General features: G+C 69.9%; 13 protein-coding genes. 12 read left to right on the top strand and 1 reads right to left on the bottom strand.

Translation table 11 applies throughout. From position 1 onward, the window contains the following. The 9 genes from GX543_RS09755 to GX543_RS09715 form a co-directional block, all read left to right on the top strand. Positions 1–307: ATP-binding protein (locus tag GX543_RS09755; protein ID WP_290851647.1), on the top strand; the 307-nt coding region annotated here is incomplete at its 5' end. 76 nt (positions 308–383) lie between these two features. Then, positions 384–1643, top strand: coding sequence for a glutamate-5-semialdehyde dehydrogenase (locus GX543_RS09750; RefSeq protein ID WP_290851646.1), 1260 nt, complete (start codon positions 384–386; stop codon positions 1641–1643). A 95-nt stretch (positions 1644–1738) separates the two neighbouring features. Further along, positions 1739–2626 carry a MoxR family ATPase gene (locus GX543_RS09745; protein WP_290851645.1) on the top strand — a complete coding sequence of 296 codons (888 nt, stop codon included), beginning with the start codon at positions 1739–1741 and terminating at the stop codon, positions 2624–2626. A gap of 30 nt (positions 2627–2656) precedes the next feature. Continuing rightward, positions 2657–4060: a VWA domain-containing protein gene (locus GX543_RS09740; protein ID WP_290851644.1), complete on the top strand. Its 1404-nt coding sequence runs from the start codon at positions 2657–2659 to the stop codon at positions 4058–4060. Positions 4061–4095: 35 nt separating this feature from the next. Beyond that, positions 4096–4749, top strand: coding sequence for a nicotinate-nucleotide adenylyltransferase (gene nadD / locus GX543_RS09735; protein WP_290851643.1), 654 nt, complete (start codon positions 4096–4098; stop codon positions 4747–4749). Next, a complete protein-coding gene (rsfS, locus tag GX543_RS09730) occupies positions 4746–5141 on the top strand; it encodes a ribosome silencing factor (protein WP_290851641.1) in 396 nt (131 codons plus the stop codon). The genes nadD and rsfS overlap by 4 nt, the downstream gene beginning before the upstream one ends. Next, positions 5138–5851 carry a histidine phosphatase family protein gene (locus GX543_RS09725; RefSeq protein WP_290851639.1) on the top strand — a complete coding sequence of 238 codons (714 nt, stop codon included), beginning with the start codon at positions 5138–5140 and terminating at the stop codon, positions 5849–5851. Before rsfS ends, GX543_RS09725 begins: the two co-directional genes overlap by 4 nt. Positions 5852–5856: 5 nt before the next feature. Then, positions 5857–6609 (top strand): diglucosylglycerate octanoyltransferase, encoded by a 753-nt coding sequence (octT, locus tag GX543_RS09720; RefSeq protein WP_290851638.1) that lies wholly within the window; start codon positions 5857–5859, stop codon positions 6607–6609. 2 nt (positions 6610–6611) lie between these two features. Then, entirely contained in the window at positions 6612–7460 is an 849-nt protein-coding gene (locus GX543_RS09715; RefSeq protein ID WP_290851637.1) for a DegV family protein, read from the top strand. A gap of 30 nt (positions 7461–7490) precedes the next feature. Here the strand turns inward: GX543_RS09715 and GX543_RS09710 are convergent, their stop codons facing one another. After that, positions 7491–8696: an FAD-dependent monooxygenase gene (locus tag GX543_RS09710; RefSeq protein WP_290851636.1), complete on the bottom strand. Its 1206-nt coding sequence runs from the start codon at positions 8694–8696 to the stop codon at positions 7491–7493. A gap of 103 nt (positions 8697–8799) precedes the next feature. Here GX543_RS09710 and GX543_RS09705 point away from each other — a divergent pair, with 103 nt between their 5' ends. From GX543_RS09705 to GX543_RS09695, 3 genes are all read left to right on the top strand, one after another. After that, a complete protein-coding gene (locus GX543_RS09705; protein WP_290851635.1) occupies positions 8800–9672 on the top strand; it encodes a GntR family transcriptional regulator in 873 nt (290 codons plus the stop codon). A 104-nt stretch (positions 9673–9776) separates the two neighbouring features. Continuing rightward, the gene (locus GX543_RS09700) at positions 9777–10826 is read left to right on the top strand and encodes a ComEA family DNA-binding protein (RefSeq protein ID WP_290851633.1); all 1050 of its coding nucleotides are present in this window, start codon (positions 9777–9779) and stop codon (positions 10824–10826) included. Further along, a partial coding sequence (locus tag GX543_RS09695; protein ID WP_290851632.1) for a ComEC/Rec2 family competence protein occupies positions 10823–12048 on the top strand: 1226 nt, incomplete at its 3' end. The genes GX543_RS09700 and GX543_RS09695, both read left to right, overlap by 4 nt.

The following is a 12048-nucleotide window of genomic DNA, read 5'->3' as shown; positions in this document are numbered from 1 at the left end:
TCTGCTGACCAATGCGCTCCGACACACGCCCGCGGATGGAACCGTGCAGGTCAGCGCACGCGCCAGTGGTACGGCCGCGGTGATCGAGGTGCTCGACACCGGCGACGGGATCGCCGCCGAGCACCTGCTGCACGTCTTCGACCGCTTCTATCGTGCGGACACCGCCCGCGATCGCGACCACGGCGGCAGCGGGATCGGCTTGTCGATCGCCCGAGCCCTCGTCGAGGCCCACGGCGGCACCCTCACCGCGGCGAGCGACGGCCCCGGACTCGGCGCGGTCTTCACCGTCAAACTGCCCCGGGACTGATCCCGCAACAGATCCCTGCATTCACGCGGTCGCCGCGGGCGACGGCCGGTCGGGATGCACCGCTACCCTGGGAGACATGAGTGCACCCACCGCTGAATCGGTCACCGTCGCGGTCACCGAGCTCGCCACCGCCGCGAAGCAGGCCTCGCGCACCCTCGGCCAGCTGACCACGGCGCAGAAGAACACCGTCCTCCTCGCCGCGGCCGCGGCCATCGACGCCGCAGCCGACCAGATCCTGGCTGCCAACGCCGACGACGTGCAGCGCGCCGAGGCCGCAGGCACCGAGGCCTCGCTGGTCGACCGACTCCGGCTCACCGCCGACCGGGTCGCCGGGATCACCGACGGACTCCGCCAGGTAGCCGCGCTGCCCGACCCGATCGGTGCGGTGCTCAGCGGCAAGACGCTCCCGAACGGTCTGGAACTCCGCCAGGTGCGGGTCCCGCTCGGCGTGGTCGGCTTCGTTTACGAGGCGCGTCCCAATGTGACCGTCGACGGCTTCGGCATCTCGTTCAAGTCGGGCAACGCCGTGCTGCTCCGCGGATCGTCGTCGGCCGCGAGCTCCAACGCCGCGCTGGTGTCGGTGCTGCGCGACGTCCTCGCCGACCACGGCATCGATCCGAACGCCGTCTCGTTGCTGCCGAGCGAGAGCCGCGACAGTGTCACCGCGCTGATCCAGGCCCGCGGCCTGGTCGATGTGGTGATCCCGCGCGGCGGTGCGGGCCTCATCAGCACGGTCGTCACGAACGCGACCGTCCCGACCATCGAGACCGGCTCGGGAAACTGCCACATCTTCGTGCACCGCGACGCCGACGTCGACGTCGCGACCCGCATCGTGCTCAACGCCAAGACCCGTCGCCCCAGCGTGTGCAACACCGTGGAGACGGTCCTGATCGACCGCGGCATCGCCGACCAGGCGCTCGGCCCGATCACCTCCGCGCTGCAGGCGCAGGGCGTCGTGATGCACGGCGAGGAGCCGGGCATGGAGCCCGCGACCGAAGACGACTGGCACCGCGAGTACCTGTCGCTCGACATCGCCGTGAAGGTGGTCGACGACATCGACGCCGCCATCGACCACATCGCCACCTACAGCACCGGGCACACCGAGGCCATCATCACCAAGAGCCTGGCCGCCGCCAACGAGTTCACCAGCCGGGTCGACGCCGCGGCGGTGATGGTCAACGCGTCCACCGCGTTCACCGACGGCGAGCAGTTCGGCTTCGGCGCCGAGATCGGCATCTCGACGCAGAAACTGCACGCGCGCGGCCCGATGGGACTGCCCGAGCTGACCTCCACCAAATGGCTGGTGTGGGGCGACGGACAGGTCCGTCCGGCGTGAACAGGGGCGAGCGGAGCGACGGGGGAGTGAACAGGGGCGAGCGGAGCGACGGGGGAGTGAACAGGGGCGAGCGGAGCGACGGGGGATTCAGCAGCGTGGGAAACATCCAACCGACTTTCGCCGACGTCGAGGACGTCCGCGCGCGGTTGCGGCAGACCGGGTACCTCGCCGACGAGGCCACCGCGACCACCGCGTTCCTGGCCGACCGGCTGGGCAAGCCGCTGCTGGTGGAGGGGCCCGCGGGTGTCGGCAAGACCGAACTCGCCCGCGCGCTCGCGCAGGCCACCGGCTCGGATCTGGTGCGACTGCAGTGTTACGAGGGCATCGACGAGGCCCGCGCGCTGTACGAGTGGAACCACGCCAAGCAGATCCTGGCGATCCAGGCCGCGGGCCAGCGTGACTGGGAGTCCACCAAGGGCGATATCTTCTCCGAGGAGTTCCTGCTCGCTCGCCCGCTGCTCACCGCGATCTCGCGCACCGAGCCGACGGTTCTGCTGATCGACGAGATCGACAAGGCCGACGTCGACATCGAGGGCCTGCTGCTGGAGGTGCTCAGCGATTTCGCGATCACCATCCCGGAGATGGGGACGGTCGAGGCGACGCGTCGCCCGATCGTGCTGCTGACGTCGAACGCGAACCGCGAGCTGTCGGAGGCGCTGAAGCGGCGCTGCCTGTACCTGTACATCGACTTCCCGGATGCGGCCTTGGAGCGCGAGATCCTCGCGTCGCGCGTGCCGGAGCTGCCGTCGCGGCTCGCCGAGGAGATCGTGCGCATCGTCGGCGTGCTCCGCACCCTCGACATCCGTAAGAAGCCGTCGGTCGCCGAGACCATCGACTGGGGCAACACCCTCCTGGCGATGACCACGGGCGCCGAGGCCGAGGCGGGCAAGCTCGACGACTCGCTGATCGCGCGGACGCTCGGCGTGGTGCTCAAGCACCGTCCCGACGTCAAGACCGCGATGCGCGAGCTGAAGCTCGGCTAGGGCGTGTCTCCCATTGGGGACCGGGCCGACGTGACCGAACCGCTCGTCGACACGCTCACCGGCTTCGTGGACGACCTCCGCAGCCGGGGCATCACCGTGGGCCCGTCGAGCCTCATCGATGCCGGTCAGGCGATGAGCGTGCTGGACCTCCTCGACCGTCGGTCGCTGCGGGAGGGCCTGGCGGCGACGCTGCTCGACGACCACACGCACCGCGACACCTTCGACCTCTGCTTCGAGCTGTGGTTCCCACTGGGATCGCAGGCCCGACGCGGGGCGATGGAGGTGCCGCGCGACGCCGACGGCAACGTCGACGTCGCGGCGCTGCGGGAGTTGACCGCCGACATCCTGGCCGACTCGGACGCGATGACCGACGGTCGGTTCGACCAACTGGTCGCGATGATCGTCGGCGAGGTGGGCCAGTACGAGTCGGCGCGCGGCGAGTCGTACTCGGTCTATCAGGCCATGTCGGCCATCTCACCGCAGACGCTGATCGCGCGGATCGCCGCGGCGATGGCAGGCGGTCAGGACACCGAATCGGGCGAGCGGCCGGGTACCGATCCGCTGAACCGTCGCGCCGCGCGCGAGGCCACCGTGCAGTTGCGCGAGGCGGTGACCACCGAGACCCAGCGCCGGATGGCCGAGGTGCGGGGACGCGACGTGGTCGGCGAGTACGCGGTCCCGAAGCTGCCGGAGATGATCGACTTCTTCTCGGCGAACCCGCAGGACATGGCCAAGATGCGGCGGACCATCGACCCGATCGCCCGGCTGCTGGCGGCCAAGCTCGAGTTCCGTCGCCGCCGCAACCACCACGGCGCCGTCGACGTCCGCGCCACGTTGCGCGCCTCGATGTCGACCGGCGGCATCCCGATCGACCTGCGTCGCCGTAAGCCTCGTCCGGGCAAACCCGAACTCGTGGTGATCTGCGACGTGTCGGGGTCGGTGGCCGGTTTCAGCCAGTTCACGCTGCAGCTGGTGTACGCGCTGCGCCAGCAGTTCTCGCACGTGCGGGTGTTCGCGTTCGTCGACACCGTCGACGAGGTGACCGAGTTCTTCGACCGCGGCAACAGCGACGAGCAGTTCGGCGAGCGGATGACGCGCATGCTGTCGGAGGCGTCGATCAGCACCCGCGACGGGCACTCCGACTACGGCCACATGCTCAAGGGCTTCGAGGACCGCTACGGCGACTCGCTGACGCACCGCAGCGCCCTGTTGATCCTCGGCGACGCCCGCAACAACTTCCGACCGACCCACGCCGACGCGCTCGCCAAGATGCGCGACCGCGTCCGCAACGCCTACTGGCTCAATCCGGAGCGCGAGTCGTCGTGGGATTCGGGTGATTCGGACGCGAGCAAGTACGGCGCGGTGGTCGACATGTTCGAGTGCCGCAACGCCGACCAGCTGTCAAAGGTCATCGCGGAGCTGCTGCCGGTGTGAGCCCGCCTGCGGCCACCCGCGTAAAGTCAATCGGCATGTCACAGGGCGCACGCACCCCCCGCCGCATCGGCGTGATGGGCGGGACCTTCGATCCCATCCACAACGGCCACCTGGTGGCCGGCAGCGAGGTGGCGCACCGCCTGGGCCTGGACGTTGTCGTCTTCGTGCCGACCGGCCGTCCGTGGCAGAAGGAGGGCGAGCACGCCGCCGACCCCTCGCGCACGGTGAGCCCGGCCGAACACCGCTATCTGATGACGGTGATCGCCACCGCGTCGAACCCGCAGTTCACCGTCAGTCGAGTCGACGTGGACCGCGACGGTGTCACCTACACCGTCGACACCCTCCGCGACCTGAAGAAGCAGTATCCGGACGACGAACTCTTCTTCATCACCGGTGCGGACGCGCTCGAGACCATCCTCTCCTGGCATGATTGGGAGGACCTCTTCGAGCTCGCGAACTTCATCGGAGTCTCGCGGCCCGGATACGAACTGAATGCCACGCATCTGATGGAGCACTTGGCCGCCAAGCCCGCCGATGTGTTGCAGATGCTGGAGATCCCCGCGTTGGCGATCTCCTCGACCGATTGCCGTGTGCGCGCCGCTGACGGCCGTCCCGTCTGGTACCTGGTGCCCGACGGGGTGGTCCAGTACATCGCCAAGCACGGTTTGTACCGAAAGGACCACCCGTGACTGCTTCCCCCGAGGCCATCCAGATGGCGACGATCGCCGCCCTCGCCGCCGAGGACAAGGTCGCCACCGACATCGTCGCGATCGACGTCTCCGAGACGCTCGTCATCACCGACGCATTCTTCATCGCGTCGGCCGACAACGAGCGCCAGGTCAACGCGATCATTGAAGAGGTCGAGGACAAGCTGCGCGAGGCCGGACACAAGCCGTTGCGCCGCGAGGGCACCCGCGAAGGTCGCTGGGGCCTGCTGGACTACGGCGAGCTGATCGTGCACATCCAGCACGACGACGAGCGCGACTTCTACGGTCTCGAGCGACTGTGGAAGGACTGCCCGGTCATCGAGATCGAGGGCCTCGGCCAGCGCAAGACCGACGAGACCGCCGCGGGCGAATGAGGAGTGAACCCGACGCCGGCGACACCAGCGTCGAACGGCTGACGCCGATCGTCCGACGGTTGATCCTGCTGCGGCACGGCGAGACCGAGTACAACGCGGGGCGCCGCATGCAGGGACAGCTCGACACCGACCTGTCGGCCGTCGGTGAGCGGCAAGCCGCCGTGGCGGGCCGCGCCCTCGCGACCCGCGGTCCCAAACTGATCCGGTCGTCGGACCTGCGCCGCGCGCACGAGACCGCGCTGGCGCTGGCTTCGGTGACCGGCCAGGAGGTCGCGACCGACGTCCGCCTCCGCGAGACCCATCTCGGCGACTGGCAGGGGATGACCCATACCGAGGTCGACGAGCTCTCGCCCGGCGCCCGCAGGCATTGGCGCGACGACGCCCACTGGGCGCCGCCGAACGGCGAGTCCCGCGTCCAAGTGGCCGCGCGCTCGGTACCGGTGGTCGCCGAGCTCGTCGAGCAACTCGAGGACTGGGGGCAGGGCAGCGACGCCGAGGCGCCCGTCGTGCTGGTGGCGCACGGTGGCGTGATCGCCGCGCTCACCGCGGGGCTCCTGAATCTCCCGGTCGACAACTGGCCGATCTTCGGCGGCCTCGCGAACACCAGCTGGGTGCAGCTCTCCGGTCACGCGCTGCCCGGCGAGGATCCGACCTGGCGCCTCGACGTGTGGAACGCGTCGGCCGAATCAGCGGAAAGCACGGTGCAATAGTCGCTATGGGTTCCATCATGGTGCTCGGAGACTCGCTCTCCTTCTACGACGAGACCGGCGGGCTCGCCGCCGACGACAAGCGGATCTGGCCCAACATCGTCGGCGCAGAACTCGGACTCGACGTCGAGCTGTTCGCCCGGATCGGCTGGACGAGCCGCGACATCTGGTGGGCCATCACCCAGGACCCGCGGATCTGGGCGGCTGTTCCGCACGCCGACGTCCTGGTGCTGGCGTTCGGCGGCATGGACTCGCTGCCGTCGCCGTTGCCGACGGCGTTCCGCGAACAGATCCGCTACGTGCGGCCGGCCAAGCTGCGCGAGATGGTGCGCGGCGCATACGGCTGGCTGCAGCCGCGCCTGTCGCCGATCGGCTGGCCGATGGCGCTCCCGGCGGCCGAGACCGCGCGGTACTTCGAGAAGATCCGCGCCGCGTTGGCACACCTGCGACCGGATCTGCCGATCGTGGTCTGTCTGCCGTCGACGCACGACAGTCCTTACTACGGTCACGCGCATCCCGGGCGGATCGCGACCACCGTCGCCATCGCCGAGTGGGCGGCCGAGAAGGGCCTGCCGACCATCGACTGGTACCCGACCACCGCGGAGGCCTTCGCGGACCCCGACGTGGTGATGAACCCCGACGGCATCCACTGGAGCGTTCAGACACAGCGTCGGATCGGCGAGTTGAGCGTGCCGGTGGTGCGGCAGGCGCTGGACGCACGACCGGAATCGGTCTCGGAGGCCCGACCCGCTACCGTGTAGGGGTGTCTGTCGTCATCGTCACCGATTCGTCATCGCGGTTGCCCGCGTCACTGCTCGACGAGCACGGAATACTGCAGGTCCCGCTGCATCTGACCACCGAAGACGGCATCGACTACGCCGAAGGCGTCGACGACGTCCCGGACGACATCGTCACTATGCCGAAGGTCACCACTTCGGGCGCCAACCTGGGGGATCTGCAGGACGCCTACCAGCGTGCCTGGGAGGCGAGCGACGGCGACGGCGTGGTGGCCGTCCACATGTCCCGGCGCCTGTCCGGCACCTGGGGTGCCGCGCGGCTGGCCGCCGACGCGATGGACGGCAAGGTGCGCGTCGTCGACTCCCGGTCGGTCGGGTTGTCGGTGGGCCTCACCACCATGGCCGCGGCGCAGGCGGCGGAGAACGGGCTCGACCGCGACGCGGTCTACGAGACGGCGGTCCGAGCCGCTGCGACCGCCGAGTCGATGGTCTGCGTCCAAGCTCTCGACAACCTGCGCGCCAGCGGTCGGATCAGTGCGGCGAGCCGCATGCTCGGCTCCGCGCTGGCCATCAAGCCGATCCTGCACATGGCCGACGGCGTGCTGGCACTGCGCGAACGGCACCGCACCTCCACCAAGGCGATCGCGAAGATGCTCGACGCCGTCGTGGAACTCGCCGGAGGGGAACCGGTGACCATCGGCGTGCAGCATTGCCAGAATCCGGAACTGGCGGAGTCGGTGCTGGAACAGATCACCGAGCGCCTCGACACCGTGACCTCGACGCTGGTGGTGGATCTCGGTGCCGTGCTCGGCATCCACGTCGGCCCGGGAGCGGTCGGCGTTGCGCTGGCGTGGGGGCTGGATCCGCTGGAGTGATCGCCGTCCGACGGCGAACCCGGTGCAGAGCTACTTCGCAGTGGTGAGCGGGTAGTCGGGCAGGTCGATGCCGTCGGCTTTGGCGAACTGCGGGGCCACCAGGTTCCGCACCGGCCAATGCTTCATGGCCCAGTACGACAGTCGGCTCGACGCGATCGCTGCGCGGCTCTTGGGCGCGTACCCTGCGGGCCCGCCGGGGGGAAGCTGCTGGGCCTGGGCGAGGTACGGCGTCATGATCTGCTGGTAGCGCACCAGTGCGCGGGCCACGTCACCGTCAGCGCGCTGGATTTCGCCCGCGAGGACGTAGGCGCCGACGAGCGCGAGCGTGGTGCCCAGACCGGTCAGGGGCGTCGGGCAGTAGGCGGCATCCCCGACCAGGGCGATGCGGCCGGAGGTGAAGGCGTTCATCCGGACCTGCGCCAGGTCGGCGTATGCCCAGTCATCGGCCTGCCGCATCTGCTGCAGCAGTTGCGGTGCCACCCAGCCGACGTCGGCGAACGCGTCGTCGAACAACTGCCACTGACTTTCGCGGTCGTGGCGCGGCCGGTCGTCGCTGCCGCGGAGGGCGAGCGACGCCTTGACCGTCCCGTCGGTCCGGGACGGTCGCAGTGAGACGACCCGCCCGCCCGGGGCGTTGTGCATCAGATACCACCGGTCGAGGTCGCAGTCTACGGTCGCGGTGAACCAGGCGAAGCGAAGTCCGATCGGCTGCAGGAAGTCGGTGTCGGGACCGAATGCGCAGCGACGGACGCCGGAGCTGAGGCCGTCCGCGCCGATGACGAGGTCGAAGCGCGACGTCGCGGCCGTCTCGAACGAGACCGTGATGCCGTCGGCGTCCTCGTCGAGTCCGACGACGGTGTCGTCCCACCGGAAGCGGACGTCGGACGGGACCGCATCGACGAGCGTCTCTGCGAGGTCGCCGCGCAGAATCTCGTGCGTCGAGACGATGCCGTTGCCGTCGAAGGCCTCGACGGGGAGCGAGCCGTATCGGCGGCCGTGCGCGTCGACGCTGGCGATTCCGCGTTGGTGGAGCAGTCGCGCGTCGGTGGCCGCAGTGAGGCCGAGTCGGTCGATCACCGTCCGTCCGGCGCCGCGGAGGTCAACGGTCTGACCGCCTGGACGTAGTGCCGGTGCTCGCTCGACGATGGTGACTCGGTGGCCCTGCCGGGCGAGGAGGGTGGCGACAGCGGGCCCGGCGATCGATGCTCCGCTGACGAGTACATGCAGTGTTTTCATAGTGCGACCGTACGGCGTACAGTTCCGTATAGATACAGCGTTTTACTGGTCTTTTGATGAAAGTGCACTAGTGCAGTCGGCGGGGGAGCGGGGGCGGAGCAGGATGACGAGGGCAGAACAGATCGCAGGCGAGTACCGCAGGCGGATCGTCTCGGGCAGGCTGCGTGTGGGCGATGCCGTGCCGTCCACTCGCGCGATCATGCGCGATCACGGGGTGGCGATGGCCACCGCCAGTCGAGTGCTGGCGATCCTGCAGGACGACGGGCTGGTGGAGTCGACTCCGGGTCGCGGCAGCGTGGTGCGCGCGCCCGATGGGGCCGACCCCGCAGTGCTGACCCGCGACGGCGTCGTCGGGGTGGCCGTGCGGATCGCCGACGCGGAGTCCCTGTCGGGCGTCTCGATGCGTCGGCTCGCGGCGGCGTTGGAGATCCCGACCATGGCGGTCTACCGCTACGTGCCGAGCCGCGACGACCTCGAACTGGCGATGCTCGATCGAGTGATGGGTGAGATCGTTCTGCCGCCCGCCTCCGGGGTCTGGCGAGCCGATCTGGAAGCCGCTGCGCGAGCGCTCTGGCAGTCGATGGTGCAGCATCCGTGGTTCGCGGGCGCACTGTCGATGACCAGACCGGCGGCGATCCCGAATGCGATGGTGCTGTCGGAGGCCATGCTCGGCAGTCTCCACGCGGCGACGGGCGATCCGGTGCAGTCGTTTACCGACTATCTGTGCCTGCTGCATCTGATTCGCGGCGTCGGCCTCACCTTGGAGACCGAGCTGGCCGACCGTGCGGCCACCGGCCTCACCAACGACGAATGGATGGACACCCGGATCGGTGATCTCCGCCGGGTGGCCCCCGGCGAGCGGTTTCCCACCATGAAGAAGATCATCGACACCGGCTATCCGTACGATCCCGACGTGCTGTTCGAATCCGGGCTGCGGCGCTTCCTTGACGGCGTTGCGGCGTCGGCCGGCGGGTGAAGCGACCGTCCGATGCTGTGGAATTTCGGGGGTTCGTCCACAGAATCGGCGGTTGACGTCGTCGCCTCTGTCGACGGCGTTGGCATCGGCCTACTGTCCGGGACATGGGGAGGAAGAAGCGGGTGGGCCGTGACCGCGAAACCGGGCCCGATCCATTGGCCAGGCTGGCCGCGCCGACCGCCGAGCAGGCTCCGTGGGGTGTCACCGGCATGCCGAGCTGGCTCGACACGCCGCGGGGACGGCAGGCGTGGTCGGCGGACGACGAGTTCGACTGTCTCGACGCGGACGCCGACCGGCAGGCTGGCGACCGCGTCGATGCCGCGGACGATCCCGATGACGGATGGGAGGAGCGCGACGATCCCGCAGCGGCGGAGGTCGACCGGACGCCGGGTCTGGAGTCCCTCGGTGACGGTGACGAGTGGGAGGACGACTGGGATCCGCCGCGTCGTCGGCTGACGATGCTGCCGCCCGCCGCGATCGGCTTGATCGTGGTGGGGCTCATCGCGGCGGGGATCGCCGGGTACTCGCTGCTGAAGCAGAATGAGCCGGTGGCGCCCCTGGTGGCGTTCGACTCCAGCGCGTCGTCGTCGGTCGCGGCGAAGCCGGGGCAGGCGCCGGAGCCGAGTGCGGCGCCGACGCCGTCCGCAGACGGGCAGATCGTGGTGAGCGTCGTCGGACTGGTGAAGCGGCCGGGGCTGGTCCGGATCCCGAACAGCGCGCGGGTGGCCGATGCGATCGATCGGGCGGGCGGGGCGCGACCGGGCGCCGACCTGATCAGTCTCAACATGGCGCAGTTGCTCCGCGACGGCGATCAGATACTCGTCGGCAAGGGCGGCGCGGGCACGGTGAAGAGCGCGGTGGTCGCTGCGGCGGGCAGCGCGCCCGCACCGGGGCCCGGACCTGAATCGAGCGGACCCGCGGCGCCGCCTGCGGGTGGCACCACGCCCGCGCCGGGAACCGGTCTGGTGAACCTCAACTCCGCGACTGCCGAGCAACTCGAGGCGCTCCCCGGGGTCGGTCCGGTGACGGCTGCGGCGATCATCGCCTGGCGGGAGGCCAACGGGCAGTTCACTGCCGTGGAGCAGCTCGCGGAGGTCGATGGGATCGGGCCGGCGCGGCTGGCGAAGCTCACCCCGCTGGTGACGGTGGGGTGAAGACCTCCGACCTCCGGCTGGCGTCGCCTGCCGCGGGATGTTGGGCGGCAGCGGCGGTCGCCCTGGCGGTGCCGATCGGCGTCACCACCGCTGTCGGCGGCACCCTCGCCGTGGCCGGTGCGGTTGCGGCGGCCCTCAGTCGGCGGACGGGGGAGCGCGGGCGAGCGGTGGCGATCAGCATTGCCGGTGCCTGCGGGGTCGCAGCGGCGTCGACCCTGGTGGTGCTGCTGCGGATTCTGGCGGTGGAGCAGGCGCCGATCGTGCACGTGGAAGGCAAACCGATCGTCGAAGTCCAGGTGGCGGGCGATCCGTCGTACGCGTTGCCGGGACAGATGGTTCTGCCGGTGACGGTTCGCAAGGTGCGCGCCGGGTCGCAGCGGCCGGTGGCGGCGAGTCTGATCGCGCGGGCCGAGATGACGGACCCGCTGCCGGGGGAGCGGTACCGCGTTCGCGTGCGGGTCCGACCGCCGCGGGACGGCGTCGCCGATCGGCTGTCGGCGGCGCGGCTCAGTGCAGTCGGGGAGATGGAACGGGTGGGGGAGGCGCCGTGGTGGCAGACGACCGCCGGTCGGGTCCGCGAACGGCTCCGCGAGGTGGCGGGCCGAGCCCTGCCCGAACGCTCGGCCGGACTGCTGCCGGGCCTGGTGCTCGGCGATGTGAGCGGACTCGACCAACGCACCGCCGACAACTTTCGGGCGGCCGGACTCACGCACCTGCTGGCGGTCTCCGGAAGCAACTTCTCGCTCGTGTGCGGCACGGTGATCCTCGGGATCCGGATGACCGGGGCATCGGCGCGGACCATTGTCCTGGTCGGAGGGGTGGTGATCGTCGGCTTCGTGATCCTGGTCCGGCCGTCCGACAGCGTGCTCCGGGCGGCGGTCATGGGATCGGTCGGGCTGTTGGCCGGTCTGGGGTCGCGGCGCGCGCAGGCGCTGCCGGCATTGGGGACGGCGGTGATCGTGGTGATTCTGATCTGGCCGCAGATGGCGGTGGCGCCGGGGTTCGCGCTCTCGGTGGTTGCGACGTTGGGGCTGGTGCTGTGGTCGGTCCCGATTCGACGGGCCCTGATGCGTCGCGGTGTACCGGAGGCGCCCGCGATGCTCCTGTCGATGACGCTGGCGGCGCAGATCCTGACCACACCGCTCCTCATCATCATGACCGACACGGTCAACTTGTTCGCGGTCCCGGCCAATCTGCTCGCGATCCCGGTGGTCGGGATGGC

Source organism: Gordonia sp. (in: high G+C Gram-positive bacteria), assembly GCF_012515855.1.
Lineage (GTDB): Bacteria > Actinomycetota > Actinomycetes > Mycobacteriales > Mycobacteriaceae > Gordonia.
Note: the sequence above shows the minus strand (reverse complement) of the source record. Positions and strands in the feature narration are given on the sequence as shown.

Excerpts from the sequence above, each read along its gene's own strand:
- GX543_RS09700 (WP_290851633.1), top strand. The coding sequence starts at position 9,777 with ATGGGGAGGAAGAAGCGGGTGGGCCGTGACCGCGAAACCGGGCCCGAT.
- GX543_RS09705 (WP_290851635.1), top strand. The coding sequence starts at position 8,800 with ATGACGAGGGCAGAACAGATCGCAGGCGAGTACCGCAGGCGGATCGTC.
- GX543_RS09750 (WP_290851646.1), top strand. The coding sequence starts at position 384 with ATGAGTGCACCCACCGCTGAATCGGTCACCGTCGCGGTCACCGAGCTC.
- nadD (WP_290851643.1), top strand. The coding sequence starts at position 4,096 with ATGTCACAGGGCGCACGCACCCCCCGCCGCATCGGCGTGATGGGCGGG.
- octT (WP_290851638.1), top strand. The coding sequence starts at position 5,857 with ATGGGTTCCATCATGGTGCTCGGAGACTCGCTCTCCTTCTACGACGAG.
- GX543_RS09725 (WP_290851639.1), top strand. The coding sequence starts at position 5,138 with ATGAGGAGTGAACCCGACGCCGGCGACACCAGCGTCGAACGGCTGACG.
- GX543_RS09710 (WP_290851636.1), bottom strand. The coding sequence starts at position 8,696 with ATGAAAACACTGCATGTACTCGTCAGCGGAGCATCGATCGCCGGGCCC.